The organism is Staphylococcus sp. M0911 (assembly GCF_003491325.1).
Lineage (GTDB): Bacteria > Bacillota > Bacilli > Staphylococcales > Staphylococcaceae > Staphylococcus > Staphylococcus warneri_A.
Map to the genome: position 1 here is coordinate 1,400,815 of NZ_CP022881.1, position 19,707 is coordinate 1,420,521.

Annotated in this window: 18 protein-coding genes and 1 pseudogene; 15 read left to right on the forward strand and 4 right to left on the reverse strand. The window is 32.4% G+C overall.

Annotated features, from left to right (window positions below):
• Positions 1-357: 357 nt before the first annotated feature.
• The 9 genes and pseudogenes from ssp1_RS06815 to sucB all read left to right on the forward strand — a co-directional run bounded on the left by ssp1_RS06815 (position 358) and on the right by sucB (position 11,123).
• A complete protein-coding gene (locus tag ssp1_RS06815) occupies positions 358-1,815 on the forward strand; it encodes a S41 family peptidase (protein WP_049424745.1) in 1,458 nt (485 codons plus the stop codon).
• Positions 1,816-1,896: 81 nt separating this feature from the next.
• Complete coding sequence (locus ssp1_RS06820; protein WP_002451179.1) at positions 1,897-2,400, forward strand: GNAT family N-acetyltransferase; 504 nt, start codon at positions 1,897-1,899, stop codon at positions 2,398-2,400.
• Positions 2,401-2,417: 17 nt separating this feature from the next.
• On the forward strand, positions 2,418-3,491 hold the full coding sequence (locus tag ssp1_RS06825) for an undecaprenyldiphospho-muramoylpentapeptide beta-N-acetylglucosaminyltransferase (protein WP_002451180.1): 1,074 nt from the start codon (positions 2,418-2,420) through the stop codon (positions 3,489-3,491).
• 12 nt (positions 3,492-3,503) lie between these two features.
• Positions 3,504-4,118: a phosphatase PAP2 family protein gene (locus ssp1_RS06830; protein WP_049424726.1), complete on the forward strand. Its 615-nt coding sequence runs from the start codon at positions 3,504-3,506 to the stop codon at positions 4,116-4,118.
• A 182-nt stretch (positions 4,119-4,300) separates the two neighbouring features.
• Positions 4,301-4,473, forward strand: a pseudogene (locus ssp1_RS12045) (hypothetical protein).
• A 297-nt stretch (positions 4,474-4,770) separates the two neighbouring features.
• On the forward strand, positions 4,771-5,430 hold the full coding sequence (locus tag ssp1_RS06835; protein ID WP_002451182.1) for a response regulator transcription factor: 660 nt from the start codon (positions 4,771-4,773) through the stop codon (positions 5,428-5,430).
• Positions 5,427-6,785 (forward strand): HAMP domain-containing sensor histidine kinase, encoded by a 1,359-nt coding sequence (locus ssp1_RS06840; RefSeq protein ID WP_002451183.1) that lies wholly within the window; start codon positions 5,427-5,429, stop codon positions 6,783-6,785. The genes ssp1_RS06835 and ssp1_RS06840 overlap by 4 nt, the downstream gene beginning before the upstream one ends.
• Positions 6,786-7,014: 229 nt before the next feature.
• Entirely contained in the window at positions 7,015-9,819 is a 2,805-nt protein-coding gene (locus ssp1_RS06845) for a 2-oxoglutarate dehydrogenase E1 component (RefSeq protein ID WP_002451185.1), read from the forward strand.
• Between the two features lie 17 nt (positions 9,820-9,836).
• Complete coding sequence (gene sucB / locus ssp1_RS06850; RefSeq protein ID WP_002451186.1) at positions 9,837-11,123, forward strand: dihydrolipoyllysine-residue succinyltransferase; 1,287 nt, start codon at positions 9,837-9,839, stop codon at positions 11,121-11,123.
• 212 nt (positions 11,124-11,335) lie between these two features.
• On the opposite strand, the gene ssp1_RS06855 is transcribed toward sucB, so the two are convergent.
• A complete protein-coding gene (locus ssp1_RS06855; protein WP_002451187.1) occupies positions 11,336-11,506 on the reverse strand; it encodes a hypothetical protein in 171 nt (56 codons plus the stop codon).
• Between the two features lie 232 nt (positions 11,507-11,738).
• Between ssp1_RS06855 and ssp1_RS06860 the strand changes: the two genes are divergently transcribed.
• The 5 genes from ssp1_RS06860 to brnQ3 all read left to right on the forward strand — a co-directional run bounded on the left by ssp1_RS06860 (position 11,739) and on the right by brnQ3 (position 17,083).
• Positions 11,739-12,548, forward strand: a complete 810-nt coding sequence (locus ssp1_RS06860; RefSeq protein WP_075778795.1) for a VOC family protein — start codon at positions 11,739-11,741, stop codon at positions 12,546-12,548.
• A 36-nt stretch (positions 12,549-12,584) separates the two neighbouring features.
• Positions 12,585-12,788 carry a DUF6501 family protein gene (locus tag ssp1_RS06865; RefSeq protein WP_002451189.1) on the forward strand — a complete coding sequence of 68 codons (204 nt, stop codon included), beginning with the start codon at positions 12,585-12,587 and terminating at the stop codon, positions 12,786-12,788.
• A 131-nt stretch (positions 12,789-12,919) separates the two neighbouring features.
• The gene (locus ssp1_RS06870) at positions 12,920-13,711 is read left to right on the forward strand and encodes an ATP-binding protein (RefSeq protein WP_002451190.1); all 792 of its coding nucleotides are present in this window, start codon (positions 12,920-12,922) and stop codon (positions 13,709-13,711) included.
• 12 nt (positions 13,712-13,723) lie between these two features.
• Positions 13,724-15,613, forward strand: a complete 1,890-nt coding sequence (locus tag ssp1_RS06875; protein ID WP_075778796.1) for a vWA domain-containing protein — start codon at positions 13,724-13,726, stop codon at positions 15,611-15,613.
• 126 nt (positions 15,614-15,739) lie between these two features.
• Positions 15,740-17,083, forward strand: coding sequence for a branched-chain amino acid-like transporter carrier protein BrnQ3 (gene brnQ3 / locus ssp1_RS06880; protein WP_075778797.1), 1,344 nt, complete (start codon positions 15,740-15,742; stop codon positions 17,081-17,083).
• Positions 17,084-17,119: 36 nt separating this feature from the next.
• Here brnQ3 and ssp1_RS06885 read toward each other — a convergent pair whose 3' ends face one another.
• The 3 genes from ssp1_RS06885 to ssp1_RS06895 are packed head-to-tail and all read right to left on the reverse strand — an operon-like array spanning position 17,120 to position 19,200.
• A complete protein-coding gene (locus ssp1_RS06885; RefSeq protein ID WP_075778851.1) occupies positions 17,120-18,256 on the reverse strand; it encodes a toxic anion resistance protein in 1,137 nt (378 codons plus the stop codon).
• A 24-nt stretch (positions 18,257-18,280) separates the two neighbouring features.
• Positions 18,281-18,904, reverse strand: coding sequence for a 5-bromo-4-chloroindolyl phosphate hydrolysis family protein (locus ssp1_RS06890; RefSeq protein ID WP_049423448.1), 624 nt, complete (start codon positions 18,902-18,904; stop codon positions 18,281-18,283).
• Positions 18,905-18,930: 26 nt separating this feature from the next.
• Entirely contained in the window at positions 18,931-19,200 is a 270-nt protein-coding gene (locus ssp1_RS06895; protein WP_002451363.1) for an acylphosphatase, read from the reverse strand.
• A 157-nt stretch (positions 19,201-19,357) separates the two neighbouring features.
• Here ssp1_RS06895 and msaA point away from each other — a divergent pair, with 157 nt between their 5' ends.
• Positions 19,358-19,666 carry a regulatory protein MsaA gene (gene msaA, locus ssp1_RS06900; RefSeq protein ID WP_075778798.1) on the forward strand — a complete coding sequence of 103 codons (309 nt, stop codon included), beginning with the start codon at positions 19,358-19,360 and terminating at the stop codon, positions 19,664-19,666.
• The last annotated feature ends 41 nt before the right edge of the window (positions 19,667-19,707 follow it).

The following is a 19,707-nucleotide window of genomic DNA, read 5'->3' on the forward strand; positions in this document are numbered from 1 at the left end:
TGATAATACCATATTTGTTGAATCGTGATAGCAAATCTTTCAAACCTGCTTTATAGATACCATTGAATCGGTTTCTAGAGCATTAAACCTTATTGTCTCAACCTCTTTTCTTTTATACTTTTAAATTGCATCTTAAAATCAATTTATCATGTGCTTTAATCATTGATATTTCAGTTGATTTTCTAAATTAATCCATACATACTATAAGTACCTTTTTTGGAAATCAAATTGCTAGTTAAATAAAATGCAACATACTAGAATAATAATGTAATAAAGATGTTTCAATGTAAGACATCTATTTGAATGGTCACCATAGATTAAGGGAGTGATTATGTGACGAATGATAAAGACGAACAAATCGAACAAGATCAACAAGATTTAAAACAGCAGAAAACAAAAGATAAAGTTCAAAAGAAAATTCATCTTAAATTATGGCATTTGATTATACTCATTATTGGCATTATTTTGATTACTGTAGCAATTACCGTTGCAGCTACATTGTTAATCAGTCATCAAATGAGTGGTCTGAATAAGGAACAACGTGCTAATTTACATAAAATTGAATATGTCTATAAAACATTAAATAAAGATTACTATAAAAATGAAAAATCCGATAAACTTTCTCAAGCGGCAATAGATGGGATGGTCAAGGAATTAAAAGATCCTTATTCAGAGTATATGACCAAAGAGCAAACCAAATCATTCAATGAAGGTGTGTCTGGTGATTTCGTAGGTATCGGAGCAGAAATGCAAAAGAAAAATGATCAAATCAGTATTACGAGTCCAATGAAAGGTTCTCCAGCAGAAAAAGCTGGCATCAAACCAAAAGATGTGGTTACTGAAGTTAATCACAAATCAATTAAAAATAAACCATTAGATGAAGTTGTAAAAATGGTACGTGGTAAAAAAGGTACCAAAGTCACATTAACGATTAAACGCGGTTCAGTAGAAAAAGATATTGCCATTAAACGTGATACAATCCATGTTAAAAGTGTTGAATATGAGAAAAAAGACAATGTTGGTGTTATTACAATTAATAAATTCCAAAACAACACATCAGGCGAATTGAAAAATGCGATTAAGAAAGCGCATAAACAAGGCGTTCGTAACATCGTATTAGATTTACGAAATAACCCTGGAGGATTATTAGACGAAGCAGTTAAAATGGCAAATATATTCATCGATAAAGACAAAACAGTTGTTCAACTTCAAAAAGGTGATGACAAACAACAGCTTAAAACCGAAAACGATCCTTTAAAAGAAGCCAAAGATATGAAAGTATCTATATTAATCAATGAAGGTTCAGCAAGTGCCTCAGAAGTATTTACTGGCGCCCTCAAAGATTATCATAAAGCTAAAGTATATGGTTCTAAGTCATTTGGTAAAGGGATTGTACAAACGACACGTGAATTCAACGATGGCTCATTATTAAAATATACTGAAATGAAATGGTTAACACCTGATGGTCATTATATTCACGGTAAAGGGATTAAACCCGATATTGAAATTGCTACACCTAAGTATCAATCATTAAGCGTGATTCCTAATGATAAAACGTATAAGTTAGGAGATAACAATAAACATGTCAAAACAATGAAAATTGGTTTAACAGCGCTTGGTTTCAAAGTAGATAATGAAACTAAATCATTTGATACAAGTTTAGAGTCAGCAATTAAAGCCTTCCAAAAAGACAATGATTTAACTGTTAACGGTGAATTTGATAAAGAAACAAATGATAAGTTCACTCAAAAATTAGTCGAAAAATCAAATAAAAATGATACTGTTTTAGACCAACTACTTAAGAAGTTAAAATAAGTTTAAAATGATTAAAAAGCGTGAATTTAAAGATGAGAGTATTTAACTAATAAACATAAATACAAAGAGGTGTTTTAGATTATGATTAGATTAGCAACGAAAAAAGATCTTTCTAGAATTGAAATATTAGTAGAAGAAGCAAAAGAAATAATGGAGAAATTCAACAACAATCAATGGGATGATAAATACCCTGTAACTGAACATTTTGAAGAAGATATCGAATCTGAAACACTTTATGTATTAGATGTTGATAATGAAATTTATGGCTTTATTGTCATCGACCAAAATCAGTCAGAATGGTATGATGAATTAGAATGGCCAATTGATCGTAAAGGGGCATACGTAATCCATCGATTAGCTGGTTCACAATCATATAAAGGTGCAGCAACTGAATTATTCCAATTTGCAGTTGATTTGACAGAAGACCATGGTGTCCATGTCATTTTGACAGATACGTTTGCGCTTAATAAACCAGCACAAGGATTATTTGAAAAGTTTGGATTTACTAAAGTGGGCGAAGCCGAAATTGATTACCATCCATTCGATCGTGGTGCACCATTTTACGCATATTATAAAAACATATAAGAATAGAGGTTATATTTATGACTAAAATCGCATTTACTGGAGGCGGAACGGTTGGACACGTTTCAGTCAATCTAAGTCTGATTCCTACTGCATTAGACAAAGGGCATGAGGCGTTTTATATTGGTTCTAAAAATGGTATAGAAAGAGAAATGATAGAATCACAATTACCTAATATTGCATACTATCCTATTTCGAGTGGTAAATTACGCCGCTACCTATCATTAGAAAATGCGAAAGACGTATTTAAAGTTCTAAAAGGGGTACTTGACGCACGTAAAATTTTGAAAAAACAAAAGCCAGATTTACTATTCTCAAAAGGTGGTTTTGTGTCTGTACCCGTTGTCATTGCGGCACGTTCGTTAAAGATTCCTACTATCATTCACGAATCAGATTTAACACCTGGCTTAGCAAATAAAATTGCATTAAAATTCGCTAAGAAAATCTATACAACGTTTGAAGATACATTAAACTATTTACCAAAAGATAAAGCAGATTTTGTGGGTGCGACAGTACGTGAAGATTTAAAACAAGGAGATCAACAACGTGGTTATCAATTAACTGAATTTAAGCAAGATAAAAAGGTTTTACTTGTTATGGGTGGTAGCTTAGGCAGTAAAAAATTAAATGATGCTATTCGTGAAAACCTAGAAGCTTTATTACACCAATATCAAGTTATACATTTAACCGGTAAAGGGTTAGTTGACGATTCAATTAAAAAAGAAGGCTACGTACAATTTGAATTTGTTAAAGATGATTTAACAGATTTACTTGCGATTACTGATACAGTAGTAAGTCGTGCAGGATCAAATGCTATTTATGAATTTCTTACGTTACGAATTCCAATGCTATTAATACCACTTGGTCTTGATCAATCACGTGGCGACCAAATTGATAACGCGAAAAACTTCGAGTCTAAAGGTTATGGTAAAGCCATTCCTGAAGAAGAATTGACGCAAGTAAGATTGTTAGAAGAGTTGAATCACATTGAAACAAATCGTGAGGATATCATTAAACAAATGCAGACTTATAAAGAAAGTTACACTAAAGAAGATTTATTCGATAAAATAATCAATGATGCTTTAGACAATTAGGGGGACAATGTAATGAGTCGATTAAAACGAATTTCATTACTTATCATTTTTACTTTGATATTTGGAATCATAGCATTCTTCCATGAATCACGCTTAGGTAAATGGATAGATAATGAAGTTTACGAATTCATTTATGCATCAGAAAGCTTTATTACAACTTCAATCATGCTTGGTGCTACCAAACTAGGTGAAGTATGGGCTATGGTTTGTTTATCATTAATGCTTATCGCATATTTAATGTTAAAACGACTAAGAATTGAAACTTTATTCTTTATTATCGTGATGAGTTTATCAAGCATATTAAACCCCGTTTTAAAAAATATCTTTGATAGAGAACGACCAACATTATTGCGCTTAATTGATATTACTGGTTTTAGTTTCCCGAGTGGACACGCAATGGGATCAACATCTTATTTCGGTAGTATCATTTATATCTTGAACAGAACGGATTCTGGACTATCAAAAGGCATTTTAATTGGGTTAGCAGCTTCACTCATTTTGATGGTTTCAACATCACGTGTGTATTTAGGTGTACATTATCCAACTGATATTATTGCAGGTATCATTGGTGGCGCATTTAGTATTGTATTATCAACACTAATCTTAAATGAGCAATTAGCAAAATAAAATAAGACAGTGAAGCACCACATTTCAACTTAAGGAAATGTGGTGCTTTCTTTTATCATTAATTGTCATCATTAGCGGAACTAAAAAAGCAGTAAACCTCAAGTGTCTAAAGGTCTACTGCTTTATTAAAACGTTTTTCAACGTTAGTCTTTTACGGGCATATAAAAGGGGATTATATGAAAATGACCAATCCTTAAGAACGAAATATATGTGGGGGGGGAAAGTTCTTTTTGGTATTGATAATCATTTCCAACTATTATTATACACTAATGAGAATCATTGTCAATTAGAAACAATAAAAAATGATAAACTTATTTTGCGATCACTAACTACCAACGATTTTAGCTATTTCTAATACTGGAAATAATAATAAAATACTTCTCAATACCGACCATGTAACGATTGAAAATATGATAAAATTTAGTTAAGAATACAATTAATGGGTTATACACAAAGAGGCAAAGGCATATGAATTAAGTCATCTAATTAATCATTGACATGTAGATTCACAACATTCACGAAATCAATGACTAAGTTTCGAAATCAGATGTCTACATTCAACATCAATGAATATATTAAAGATAAATACATCAATCATATGTTAAATGAGTTTTATTTAACATTGTGCATAACCATATTAAGAGGTGCAAAGATGACAAACATTTTAATTGTAGAAGATGAAAAAAACTTAGCTCGATTTATTGAACTTGAACTAACACATGAAAATTATCAAGTCGATATTGAAAATGATGGTGCTACTGGTCTAGACAAAGCACTGAATAAAACTTACGATCTCATTATTTTAGATCTAATGTTACCGAATATAAATGGTTTAGAGATTTGTCGTCAAATTCGTCAACAGCAAACAACGCCTATTATCATCATTACTGCTAAAAGTGATACTTATGATAAAGTTGCTGGTTTAGATTATGGTGCTGATGATTACATTGTTAAACCATTTGATATCGAAGAATTACTTGCTCGTATTAGAGCCATTCTTCGTCGTCAACCTAAAAAAGATACTATTAATATTAACGGTATCATTATAGATAAAGAAGCTTTTGAGGTTACAGTAGATGGCACTCAATTAGATTTAACTAAAACTGAATATGACTTATTCTACGTGTTAGCAGAAAATAAAAATCACGTATTACAACGTGAACAAATTTTAAATCATGTATGGGGATATAATACTGAAGTTGAAACGAATGTCGTAGATGTCTATATCCGCTATTTAAGAAACAAACTAAAACCCTTTGGTAAAGATAAAGTCATTGAAACAGTACGCGGTGTAGGGTACGTGATTCGATGATGAAACAACGGAAACTCAAATATAAATGGATGTTAATCACCACATTTATCACTTTTATCACTATCGTTTTATTCTGTCTGGTAATCATCTTCTTTTTAAAGGATGCCTTACATGATAGTGAATTAGACGAAGCTGAACGTAGTTCTGACGATATTATCAATTTATTTCATGCCAAACCCTTAGATGAAATATCGGCCTTAGATTTAAATGCTTCGTTAGAAAACTTTCAAGAAGTGACTATTTTTAATACTAAAGGAAAAAAATTACTTCAAACAACTAATGAAAATTTGCCATCTGTACCTTCTAATATAGGCCTTTCTCACCCAGAAAGAGTCAAAATCATTAAATATAAAGGCGTTGATTACTTAGCAATCACAGAACGTATCCATACTCAAAACTTTAATGGATATAGCGTATTAATTCATTCATTAGAAAATTATGAACATCTTGTACAATCTTTATATATTGTAGCCATTGCATTCGGCTTAATAGCTACATTTATCACTGCCATTGTAAGTTATATCGTCTCATCACAAATCACCAAACCCATTGTGACCATGTCTAATAAAATGAATCAAATTCGGCGTGACGGTTTCCAAAATAAATTAGAGTTGACGACAAACTATGAGGAAACTGATAATCTCATCGCTACATTTAATGAGATGATGTTCCATATCGAAGAAACGTTTAATCAACAACGACAATTTGTAGAAGATGCATCCCATGAATTAAGAACGCCATTACAAATTATTCAAGGTCATTTGAATTTAATTCAAAGATGGGGTAAAAAAGATCCAGCCGTGCTAGAAGAATCACTAAATATTTCTTTAGAAGAAATGAACAGAATCACCAAATTAGTTGAAGAATTATTATTATTAACTAAAGACAATGTTAAAAATGGCCAAGTTGAAAAAGAACTCGTAGATATCAATTCTGAAATATTATCTAGAGTTAATTCTCTTAAACAACTACACCCAGACTATACGTTTGATATTGAACTAGATGAAAAACCTTTAAAACTTAATATGAACCGTCATCAATTCGAACAACTCATTTTAATCTTTATAGACAATGCGATGAAATATGATGTTGAAAATAAATTAATTCAGATTAAAACCCAACTTAAAAACAAACAAATTAGTATAGAGATTACTGACCACGGTTTAGGTATTCCAAAGCAAGACCTAGAATTTATATTTGACCGTTTTTACCGTGTAGATAAATCTCGAGCTCGCAGCCAAGGTGGTAATGGTTTAGGTCTATCTATTGCTGATAAAATCGTTCAACTAAATGGCGGATTTATTCAAGTAGAAAGTGAAGTTGATCATTACACAACCTTTAAAATCATATTTTAAAGACATCAATTAGAACGAAAACCCTTTGTAAATCATACATTTTGTGTACCTAATTAAGCTTTTAGTTTACATCTTTATGACCAACATTTTAATATTATGAAATTAATGCAGAACCAAATTTATCTTGGTTCTGTTTTTTTACAATAATAGGTAAATCTACTTTAACAAAATTTGAAATAATGCTATTATTGTCTTGTAAGCGTTTCAACATTTTTGTGGAGGGTGTAATATGACAAAGGACAAGAGAGAGGTTACAGAGGCACCTGTAAACTTCGGCGCAAATCTAGGGTTAATGCTAGATTTATATGATGATTACCTACAAGATCCATCATCAGTACCCGAAGATTTACAAGTCCTATTTAGTACAATTCAAACAGGGGAAGCTCATATCGAGGCTAAACCAGCCGCTAATGAGGGTGGTTCACAATCTGGTGACAGTACAATTAAACGTGTCATGAGATTAATCGATAACATTAGACAATACGGACATTTAAAAGCAAATATATATCCAGTCAATCCTCCAGAGCGTAAAAATATTCCTAAATTAGAAATAGAAGATTTCGATTTAGATCAAGCTACTTTGGAAAATATCTCAGCTGGAATCGTATCAGAACACTTTACTGATATTTATGATAATGCATATGAAGCTATTGTTCGTATGGAAAAAAGATACAAAGGTCCTATTGCGTTCGAATATACGCATATTAATAACAATAAAGAACGTGTATGGTTAAAACGTCGTATCGAAACACCATATAAAGCAACATTAAATAATAAACAAAAAACTGAATTATTTAATAAATTGGCTCATGTCGAAGGTTTCGAGAAGTATTTACACAAAAACTTCGTTGGTGCAAAACGATTCTCTATTGAAGGTGTCGATGCTCTAGTACCAATGCTACAACACACGATTACACTAGCTGGCGAAGCTGGAATCAAAAATATTCAAATCGGTATGGCGCACCGTGGTCGTTTAAATGTACTGACTCACGTATTAGAGAAACCATATGAAATGATGATTTCAGAATTCATGCACACTGACCCTATGAAGTTCTTGCCAGAAGATGGTAGCTTAGAATTAACTGCTGGTTGGACTGGCGATGTGAAGTATCACTTAGGTGGCGTAAAAACTACAGATTCATACGGTATTGAACAACGAATCGCTTTAGCAAACAACCCAAGTCACTTGGAAATTGTAGCGCCCGTTGTTGAAGGTCGTACACGTGCTGCCCAAGATAATACACAACAAGCTGGCGCGCCACAAACTGACTTCCATAAAGCTATGCCAATCATTATACATGGTGATGCTGCATATCCTGGTCAAGGTATTAACTTTGAAACAATGAACTTAGGTGATTTAAAAGGCTACTCAACTGGTGGTTCTTTACACATCATTACAAATAACCGAATCGGTTTCACAACTGAACCAACAGATGGCCGTTCAACAACATACTCAACAGATGTTGCTAAAGGTTATGATGTTCCGATTTTACATGTTAATGCTGACGACGTAGAAGCAACGATCGAAGCCATTGATATCGCTATGGAATTCCGTAAAGAATTCCATAAAGATGTAGTCATCGACTTAGTAGGTTATAGACGTTACGGTCATAACGAAATGGATGAACCGTCAATAACAAATCCATTACCATATCAAAATATCCGTAAGCATGATTCAGTAGAATTGGTTTATGGTAAAAAGTTAGTAGATGAAGGCATTATCAGTGAAGATGAAATGAATCAAGTCATTGATAGTGTTCAAAAAGAAATGCGTGCAGCACATGATAAGATTGATAAATCAGATAAAATGGACAATCCAGATATGGAAAAACCAGAATCCTTACAACAACCACTTAAAAGTGATGATAAGGAATTCTCATTTGATCACTTAAAAGAAATCAATGACGCGATGTTAACTTATCCTGAAGGGTTCAATGTACTGAAAAAATTAAATAAAGTACTTGAAAAACGTAAAGAACCATTTGAAAAAGAAGATGGCTTAGTAGATTGGGCACAAGCGGAACAACTTGCTTTCGCAACAATTTTACAAGATGGTACGTCTATTCGTTTAACTGGTCAAGACAGTGAACGTGGTACATTCAGTCATCGTCACGCAGTATTACATGATGAAGAAAATGGCGACACATTCACACCATTACATCATGTACCAGACCAAAAAGCATCATTCGATATTCATAACTCACCATTATCAGAAGCAGCTGTTGTTGGTTTTGAATATGGTTACAATGTTGAAAATAAAGGAAGTTTCAATATTTGGGAAGCACAATATGGGGACTTCTCAAATATGGCACAGATGATGTTTGATAACTTCTTATCAAGTGCACGTGCAAAATGGGGCGAACGTTCAGGTTTAACATTATTCTTACCTCATTCATTTGAAGGGCAAGGTCCAGAACATTCATCAGCACGTCTTGAAAGATTCTTACAACTTGCAGCAGAAAACAATAGCACTGTAGTGAACTTATCAAGTGCAAGTAACTACTTCCACTTACTACGTGCTCAAGCAGCAAGCTTAGATACTCAAGAAATGAGACCATTAATTGTTATGTCACCAAAAAGTTTATTACGTAACAAAACAGTTGCTAAGCCAATTGATGAGTTTACTTCTGGTGGTTTCAAACCAATCATTGCTGAAGATTATGAAGCTGATAAAGTTAAAAAAGTAATATTAGCTTCAGGTAAAGTATTCATTGACTTAAAAGAATATTTAGCTAAAAATCCTGACGAATCTGTATTACTTGTAGCAGTTGAAAGATTATATCCATTCCCTGAAGAGGAAATCCAAGAAATTTTCGATCAACTACCAAATCTTGAATCAGTATCATGGGTTCAAGAAGAACCTAAAAACCAAGGTGCATGGTTATTCGTTTATCCTTACCTAAGAGCACTAGTTGGTGATAAATACGATTTAAGTTACCATGGAAGAATCCAAAGGGCAGCACCAGCTGAAGGTGATGGAGAAATTCATAAACTTGTTCAAAATAATATTATTGAAAGTAGCATTACTAAATAAATAGGGGGAAATTCAAAATGCCAGAGGTTAAAGTTCCAGAATTAGCAGAATCAATTACAGAAGGTACCATTGCAGAGTGGTTAAAAAATGTTGGAGATAGCGTAGATAAAGGCGAAGCTATTCTTGAATTAGAAACAGATAAAGTTAACGTAGAAGTTGTATCAGAAGAAGCAGGTGTTTTATCAGAACAACTTGCTAATGAAGGCGATACAGTTGAAGTAGGTCAAGCTATCGCAGTTGTTGGTGAAGGCAGTGGTAATGCATCAAGTGGTTCATCAGATAATCAAACTCCACAAAGTAATGATGAAACTAATAAAGATGATCAACAATCTAAAGAAACTTCTCAACCATCAAACGATACTCAATCATCAGATCAATCTCAAGATGATTCAGCTAATAACCAACGTGTGAAAGCAACACCTTCAGCTCGTCGCCATGCTCGCGCTAACGGCGTTGACTTAAGTGAAGTTGCTGGAAAATCAAATGATGTTGTTAGAAAAGAAGATGTAAACAACAGTCAAAATCAAGCTAAACAATCATCACAAAATGACAACAAACCTTCTGGTAATGAAGCTAAAAAATCTAGTGACAAACCATCTAAACCAGTTATTCGTGAAAAAATGTCACGTAGAAAGAAAACTGCTGCTAAAAAATTATTAGAAGTATCTAATAATACAGCTATGTTAACAACTTTCAATGAAGTTGATATGACAAACGTTATGGATTTACGTAAACGTAAAAAAGAACAATTCATCAAAGATCATGATGGTACTAAATTAGGTTTCATGTCATTCTTCACTAAAGCTGCAGTTGCTGCACTTAAAAAATATCCAGAAGTCAATGCTGAAATTGATGGCGAAGACATGATTACTAAACAATACTATGATATCGGTATTGCTGTATCTACTGACGATGGTTTATTAGTACCATTCGTAAGAGATTGCGATAAGAAAAACTTTGCTGAAATCGAACAAGAAATCGCTAATCTAGCTGTCAAAGCTCGTGACAAAAAATTAGGCTTAGATGACATGGTTAACGGTTCATTCACAATTACAAATGGTGGTATCTTCGGTTCAATGATGAGTACACCAATTATCAATGGTAGTCAAGCTGCTATCTTAGGTATGCACTCTATCATCACTCGTCCAATTGCAATTGACAAAGATACTATTGAAAATCGTCCAATGATGTACATCGCATTAAGCTATGACCACAGAATTATTGATGGTAAAGAAGCAGTAGGATTCTTAAAAACAATCAAAGACCTAATTGAAAATCCTGAAGATTTATTATTAGAATCTTAATTCAAACGACTAACGTTGAATATAATTTTGATAAAATGATGGTTTATGAGTTATATCATTATTTTTATAATCGGGTTGTATTATTTATTTTCTAAATCAGAATATTTATAAACACTTGCTTAAATAGTCTAAAAAAGCCAGTAAATGGGTCAATATAAACATCATTTACTGGCTATTTCTATGTTTTAACATTTAAAACTATAGGGTAACTTTTAGTATAAGACGATAATCTCTATAATTGCTAAAATAATAAATACAATAAATGCAATTAAGAAATATTTAAAATTAGGCTTTTGCTTATTCTGTAAATTCGTAAAAACTTGTATACCTGAATAAGCAGCGATTAAAACAGTAATTGCAAATACTATCCACATCGTAGACATGTGTATGCCTCCTTACTTTATCTCTATAATTATATTTTAATACACTTTGACAACAATACCAAAATGAATTTTAACTTAATTTTGAAAAATTAATTACAACCAAACTTTTCACAATACAATTTAAACTTTTATCCATTCATATGATCCATCATCGTAATAGTTCATCATATAAATCATCGTAAAAATACGTTATAATAATAATGTAACGATAAATGATTAGGGGTGTCAGTAAATGAGCGGACTTAGAAGTGTCACGTTAGGTACTAGTGACCTATCTAAAACTAAAGATTTATTTGAAAATATATTAGGTTTTAATTCATCTAAAAAGGGTGAAAATGCTTTAAGATTTGGTGATGCTAATTTAAGCCCAGGTACTCGTATACATTTTGTTGAAGTACCTAAAAGCAATTATCAAAACTTACATATCGATAGCGTTGGTTTAAGAACTCCATCAGATTCTGGTCTAGATGAATATCAATCTATTTTCACAAATCATCAAATGTCTTATAGCTCAATTACTGAACTCAATGGTAATAAGCACTTTAACTTCAAGGATCATAATCAACAATTATTTGATATCTATTCAAACGAACATAATACAGGCGTTCCACTAGGCATGCCATCATTTGAAAGTACTGTCAATCCGCTACATCAAATTCAAGGCTTAGGCCCTGTGATTCTTAAGGTGAATGAATTGCCTATCACAGCATCTATCCTTACAAATGTATTTGGATTAAATATATTTGCAGAATATCATCCATCTGAAGATTCAACACAAGCCATCCAAGTATTTAAAATTGGAGAAGGTGGTCTTGGTGGTGAATTGCATCTATATGAAGCAGAGACAGAAATCAATAATGAAGATGTAGGTATGGTTGAACAAATAGAATTTTCCACTCAAAATAAGTCGGAATTTGAAAACGCTAAACAAACGTTAGATGACATAGGTATACCTTATCAAACGTTAGAACAAGATGATTCTGATTCATTACGTATTACTGAAAAAAGTGGTATTTCATTCATTTATACACTGGAAAAATAAACTTATAAAAATAACTATAGAGGTAGGGAATTAAAGATGTTACACGAAACATGGAAAGAGCGTACACCAATTAAAAAAGTAGAAGTTACAAATACAGATGCGAAGAAGTTCACTGTATCTGATATGCTAACTGTTGGTAAACAATATGATGTCATTAATGAAACTGAAGAATATTATCAAATCATCGATAATTCAGGTTTAGTGGGTGGCTATTACAAAACATACTTTAAAGAAGTTTAAAATCGTTGCAATCAGTTTAGACTATCAAACAAGTATATAAAGATAACAGTCAACAAGACTAAGACAATTGGAAATCCAAACCCACATGTCTTAGTCTTTTTTCATATTGATAAAAAAGGAGCATATTAATCATGGTACAAGCACAATATAAAAATGCGGACGTTTCAGTTTTTAATGATGCAAAAGCATTATTTGATTTAAATAAAAATATTTTATTAAAAGGTCCAACAGGTTCCGGTAAAACGAAACTGGCAGAAACATTAAGTGAAGTGGTAAATACGCCTATGTATCAAGTTAACTGTTCAGTAGATTTAGACGCAGAGAGTCTACTAGGATTTAAAACGATTAAGACAAATGAACAAGGGCATCAAGAAATTGTATTTATCGATGGGCCCGTTATTAAAGCTATGAAAGAAGGACATATTTTATATATTGATGAAATCAATATGGCTAAACCGGAAACATTGCCTATCTTAAATGGTGTGTTAGATTACCGCAGACGTATAACTAATCCATTTACTGGAGAAGTCATTCAAGCAAAACCTGGCTTTAACGTGATTGCCGCAATCAATGAAGGCTATGTAGGTACGCTACCAATGAACGAAGCACTTAAAAACAGATTTGTTGTGATTCAAGTGGATTATATCGACGGCGATATTTTAAGTCATGTTATTAAAGAACAAAGTCGTTTACAAGATGATACAACTATCCAAAAAATCATTAAATTCAACGAAGATTTACGTACAATGACCAAACAAGGGCAAATTTCAGAGGAAGCTGCAAGTATACGTGCACTCATTGATTTAAGTGACTTAGCAACAGTTATGCCAATCGAACGTGCCATTAAACGTACAATTATAGATAAACTTGAGGATGAACGAGAACAGCAAGCCATTATTAATGCAATAGAACTTAACTTTTAGAGAGGGATAATCATGAGCGACCGTTTCATTAAATTTAACGACGAACAGTTAGATGCTAAACAAGTAATGATGTTACAAGACTTAGCTCGTTTACTATTAAAAAACGAACAAACACAAGTTAAAATTCAAAAATTCCCTTATTATAATCCATTCAGTAATACACTAATTACAAGTTGGTTCTGGTCTCACCGTCCAAAAGCAGTTGAAGCTGCTGGTCTCAAAACAGATGTTATGTTAGCGGCCTATGGCTATCAAATGATGGATGTAGATATCGTTAATGAGGTGTTGCATAATAATGAATTTAAACACCCTAAATTTTTCCATCAACTTTTCAAACTATTAGAAGATATACGTATATTCAATGAGATTAAATTACAACGTCCAAGCACAATAAAATATATAGATTTACGTTTAAATACAAGACTTACATTTACTGAATCACAAATTAATGTTTATAAAACTAAAACACTATATACTGATTTATTATTTTTATATTTAGAGCATGCTTTTATTGAACAAAACTTCTATGACATACCATCCATCCATCCAAAATTTGATGACGTTTTAGTTAATATGTATCAATATTTGCCTAACTTCTTTCAGAATCAAAGTTCTGAAGACAATATGTATTTAGCTGAACGCATATTATATCAAGTAGATGATTTATTAAAAGAAGATATGTTAAATGAATATTACTATATTCCTAAAAATCTATATGAAAATATTCAACAAGACTTGTTTGAAGATCTAAAACGAACAGATGCTGCTAATACAGATGGTAAAGATCAGTCGCAAGAGGAAAATGATGCAGTGACAGCTGAAGCAGAAACCAAAGCTGCTGATAGTTCTTCTGAAGGTGGCGCTTATCTCGAAATGGAACTACATGAGGGTGAAAATAGTGAAGTGATGGCTGACAATGATACAGCTAGAGAAGGGGATTCATCCGATGATATGACCGATATGATGACTAAAAAAGGTAAGGGGTCACAAAACACGCTAGATCGTGAAGAAGGCGGTTTTATTGGACAAAATAGCGCCTTTGCATTAGAAGGCATTAACCAAAATGTTGATATTAAATGGAAAGTCCCTGATATTTTACCTGAATACATCCAAGCTTATGAAGATGTTAAAAATGATGTGCAATTTGAAATTAAGGATTTAATCCAAATTATTAAAAAGACGATCGAACGCGAACATCAAGATGAGAGACATAATCTCACTAAAGGTCGACTACAGAAGAATTTAATCAATTGGTTTATAGATGATCAATATAAATTGTTCTATAAAAAACAAGATTTAAGCCAATCATTTGATGCTACATTTACATTATTAATCGATGCTTCAGCAAGCATGCATGACAAAATGGATGAAACGATTAAAGGTGTCGTACTCTTCCACGAGACGTTAAAAGAATTGAACGTCAAACATGAAATATTGGCCTTTAACGAAGATGCCTTTGATTCAGATGAAACGAAGCAACCTAATATTATAGATGAGATTATCCATTACGACTATTCAACATTGAAAAAAGATGGACCGCGTATCATGGCTTTAGAACCACAAGATGATAATCGCGATGGGGTTGCCATTCGAATTGCGAGTGATAGATTAATTCGTCGCAGTCATCATCAGAGATTTCTCATTGTGTTTTCTGATGGGGAACCTTCTGCATATAATTATAGTCAAGATGGCATCATAGATACGTATGAAGCTGTTGAAAATGCCCGTAAGTTTGGTATAGAAGTCTTTAATGTATTCTTGAATCAAGATCCAATTACCGAAGATATTGAACAGACGATTCATAATATTTATGGTCAGTATTCTATATTTGTTGAAGGTGTTGAACATTTACCAAGCTTGCTATCACCATTATTGAAAAAACTATTACTTAAATCTTTTTAAAAATATGTCTATTTGCTAAATTTAAATCAACTAAGTTTTTAAATTTTCTGAAATTATATAGACTTATGAATTATATCTATGCTAGAATGTTTAATGTTGCATATTTAAGGACAAAGGAGCAGCATTATGAACAAGAATACATGGATTGTAGGGTTCACACTTTTTGCCATGTTCTTTGGTGCAGGTAATTTAATCTTTCCAACGAACTTAGGTTTAGATAGTGGACACTTTTTCTGGCCTGCGATTCTCGCATTTGCACTAACTGGTATAGGATTGCCTTTACTTGGCGTTGTCGTTGGTGCACTTGATAAACAAGGTTATATTGGTGCATTTAATAAAATATCACCAGTTTTTTCGATAATATTTTTAATAGTGATTTATTTAACTATAGGACCATTATTTGCTATACCTCGTACAGCTTCAACATCATTTGAAATGACTGTCACACCGATAGCACATACGAATGGCAATTTAGCTCTATTTATATTTACACTTATTTATTTTATTATCGTATTATATTTATGTATTAATCCAAATAAAATGGTCGATCGTATCGGTTCATTACTTACGCCACTATTACTGATTACTATTTTAGCAATGATTGTTAAAGGGTTTATCGATTTTAGTGGCCATACATCAAGTCATGGTAATACAGAACTTTTTAACAGTAATATTGGTAGTTTTTCTCAAGGGTTTACACAAGGTTACTTAACAATGGATGCTATTGCTGCTATTGCATTTTCAATGATTGTAGTGAATGCGATTAAGGCAACAGGTGTCAATCATGCTGATAAGATATTTAAGCAAACCTTAATGGCAGGTTTAATCGCTGCTGTCGCGTTAATCTTTATCTATATTTCTTTAGGATTTATCGGCAATCACATTGATATTTCAGATGCCAAGTTAAAATCACTTGCTGCTAAAGATCAAAATGTAGGTACATTTTTATTAACGACAATGGCATCTACAAGCTTCGGAACTTTCGGTAAGTATTTATTAGGTATCATTGTAGCATTAGCTTGTCTAACAACTGCATGTGGTTTAATAGTTGCTGTAAGTGAGTATTTCCACAGAATTATTCCTAAAATTTCGTATAAAACATTTGTCATTATCTTTACTATTATTAGTTTTATTATTGCGAATCAAGGTCTAAATGCTGTGATTACAATGTCACAACCCGTACTTAGCGTCATCTATCCTGTGGCAATCACAGTTGTGTTACTCATATTGATAGCAAGATTTATTCCGACAAAACCTATTACACAACAAATCACTGTTATAGTTGTTGCTATTGTATCTATCTTGAGTGTGATTCATACACAAGGATGGTTACAACTGAGCTTCATGGATCATCTATGGCTAAAAGATTATTCATTAGAATGGTTCCCAATTGCGGTCATTACTACCATCATCGCATACATTATTGGTATATTTATCAAACAACAACCTATCGTTTATCAAAAAGAATAGATAAAAAGCTTCCCTAAAGTAAATAGGGAAGCTTTTTTAAGATTCTTTTCGCATTGATAATAAATGTTGCTTCAAGTCATTTTCAAGACCAGATAATTCTTTTTCAGCAGCTTGTCGTTTTTGACGACCTTCATGTTGAATTTGTAATGTTTGTTCTATCGTATCAATAATATCACTTTGTGTTTGTTTCAATGTTTCAATATCGACGACACCACGTTCATTTTCTGTTGCCGTTTCAATTGCATTTTGTTTCAACATTGATGCGTTTTGAGTTAATAAATCATTCGTTGTATCTGTGACTGCACGTTGTGCTGATACTGCATTACGTTGTCGCATCAATGTCAACGCAATAGCCATTTGGTTCTTCCATAATGGAATACTTGTTAGAATTGAACTTTGAATTTTTTCAGCTAATGCCTGATTTACATTTTGAATCATTCGTATTTGTGGTGCAGTTTGAATAGCAATTTGTCTTGAAAGTTGTAAATCATAGATTCTCTTTTCTAATCGATCCACAAATTGCTCCATGTCTGCGACTGCTTGAATATCCATTTGATTACCTGTTGTTTCAGCTTTCTTCTGTAAATCAGGAATGATATGTTGTTGTATATCTTGCTTTTTACGTTGTGCTGCTGCAATATAAAGTGTCACATCATCAAAATATCGCTTATTTTGATCATATAACCCATCTAATAAATCAATATCTTTCGTTAAGTTACCTTTATGTTTTTCCAATTGAATGGTAATTCGATCAATCTGCGAACTCACTGATTGCATTCTAGAGAATACCTCATTAATAGAAGCTTTGGTTCTTCTAAAGATACGTTTTATCCTAGATTGTTTATTAGGATCTAAATCATTAGGGTTCACAGATTTTAATTTACTCATCAATTGGTTTAATGAGTCTCCAATAGGTCCAATATCTTTCGATTGAACATCATCCAACATTTGATGTGAAAACTGTGACATATTTTGTTGCAAGTTGGTACCAAAAGATAATAAGCCATCGTGATCAAGTGGTTTTATTTGTTCACTAATTTCATTAATCCTTTTTTGATCAGCTTCAGTAAATTGATGTTCAAAATCTTCAACAACCATATTCGGTTGCTCAGATTGTTGATTGATATATTGATCAAGAGGGTGTGATGGGGTACGTTCATGTTCATTTGCCATATCCATTTACTCTCCTTATCTATATTATTTTTTTCGACGTTGTTGTTCTAATTTATTTAATTCCATTTCTACATCTAATCGTTCATAATCGTCTTCATTGAGTTGTTTTAAATCTGCTACTAACGTACGTTTGACTTCGTCTAACGTAATTCGTGTTTGTTCTAATTTCTGCTTTTCTTCGGGAGACTTTCTAGGCATTTTAGTTAATCTCGTATATGAATCTACTAAATTCAAGGCATTATCAATATGCGAATAAAAGAATCCTTCTACTTTAAAAAACATTCCTGGACGTTGTCTTACACTCATATAAATCGAGCGAGAGATTCTATAAATGTCGTTAACCTGTCTAAAATCTTTAATAGAACGAATATTGATAAATGATTTGAAAATCAAACGTATTTTAGATTGGGCTTGGTTTAATTGACTTCTAACATATCGATATTCTCTTCGAGTTAATCCTATTTCATTTAGATATTTACGTGAAGTCAAGCGCTGAGTAGGGAAGTAAGACACGACAAATCCTCCCAAACCGATGAATCCGTCTATAATAAAAGACAAATCAAATCCAAAGATACTTACCATCCAAGCAATCATCGCTACCGGTATGCCTACCATGGTCCCCAAAACTCTTGAAATATTATATCTCAACTGCCATCTTCCTTTTTAGTATTGATTTAAATTGTTTTAAAATCAGTTAATGATTCGTCTAAATCTAAGTCTTCTATCTGATAGTTAGTTACATGTGAGGCAGGAGAAGCACCTTCAATAACACTATTTATAAATGATTCTAAATTGTCTTTTTCTCCTTGAGCATATATATCAACATAATCTTCAACATTTTGCACTGTACCTACGACGTGATGTTGATTGCCTAGTCTCTGCGTATAATATCTAAAGCCGACACCTTGTACTGTGCCAAATACTTGTATATGTTTACGTTCCATTATTATCACCTCATATCACTATTATAAGGATAAAGACGTAAAAAAACTAATATTTGCTATATCGTCTATCAGTCAAAAGTATGAGTCTTCTAACTTGATTTTGATATACAACCAGTTAAAATTATCAATATAGAATTTTAAAAAGAAGGGGATACATATGTGGACGGTTGCAAAAATTAGAGCTGACTATGAAGGTTGGTGGTTGTTTGAAGATTGGCCAGAGAAGATTGTTAAACAATCCGAGTTTTCTACATATGAAGACATGTTAGATGCATACTGTAAATTAATCAAAGATTGTAACGCATATTACGACAATTGCGTAATGGGGAAATATAATATGTACGCATTTTACAATAATTGTGATTTAAATTTCTGTGAAGATTGTGATGAGGATTTACAAATAATTTATAGTTTTATTGTTTTAAAAAATAATGAAGTTTATTATAATCTTCCAAAAATAGTTTAAATGATAATTTCCTATAATTGTATTGCAATTTTGCATTATTT

Coding starts and splice junctions, on each gene's coding strand:
- ssp1_RS06885 (WP_075778851.1), bottom strand. CDS start 18,256: ATGGCAAATGAACATGAACGTACCCCATCACACCCTCTTGATCAATAT.
- sucB (WP_002451186.1), top strand. CDS start 9,837: ATGCCAGAGGTTAAAGTTCCAGAATTAGCAGAATCAATTACAGAAGGT.
- ssp1_RS06845 (WP_002451185.1), top strand. CDS start 7,015: ATGACAAAGGACAAGAGAGAGGTTACAGAGGCACCTGTAAACTTCGGC.
- brnQ3 (WP_075778797.1), top strand. CDS start 15,740: ATGAACAAGAATACATGGATTGTAGGGTTCACACTTTTTGCCATGTTC.
- ssp1_RS06875 (WP_075778796.1), top strand. CDS start 13,724: ATGAGCGACCGTTTCATTAAATTTAACGACGAACAGTTAGATGCTAAA.
- ssp1_RS06865 (WP_002451189.1), top strand. CDS start 12,585: ATGTTACACGAAACATGGAAAGAGCGTACACCAATTAAAAAAGTAGAA.
- ssp1_RS06895 (WP_002451363.1), bottom strand. CDS start 19,200: ATGGAACGTAAACATATACAAGTATTTGGCACAGTACAAGGTGTCGGC.
- ssp1_RS06820 (WP_002451179.1), top strand. CDS start 1,897: ATGATTAGATTAGCAACGAAAAAAGATCTTTCTAGAATTGAAATATTA.
- ssp1_RS06825 (WP_002451180.1), top strand. CDS start 2,418: ATGACTAAAATCGCATTTACTGGAGGCGGAACGGTTGGACACGTTTCA.
- msaA (WP_075778798.1), top strand. CDS start 19,358: ATGTGGACGGTTGCAAAAATTAGAGCTGACTATGAAGGTTGGTGGTTG.
- ssp1_RS06870 (WP_002451190.1), top strand. CDS start 12,920: ATGGTACAAGCACAATATAAAAATGCGGACGTTTCAGTTTTTAATGAT.
- ssp1_RS06840 (WP_002451183.1), top strand. CDS start 5,427: ATGATGAAACAACGGAAACTCAAATATAAATGGATGTTAATCACCACA.
- ssp1_RS06835 (WP_002451182.1), top strand. CDS start 4,771: ATGACAAACATTTTAATTGTAGAAGATGAAAAAAACTTAGCTCGATTT.
- ssp1_RS06830 (WP_049424726.1), top strand. CDS start 3,504: ATGAGTCGATTAAAACGAATTTCATTACTTATCATTTTTACTTTGATA.
- ssp1_RS06855 (WP_002451187.1), bottom strand. CDS start 11,506: ATGTCTACGATGTGGATAGTATTTGCAATTACTGTTTTAATCGCTGCT.
- ssp1_RS06860 (WP_075778795.1), top strand. CDS start 11,739: ATGAGCGGACTTAGAAGTGTCACGTTAGGTACTAGTGACCTATCTAAA.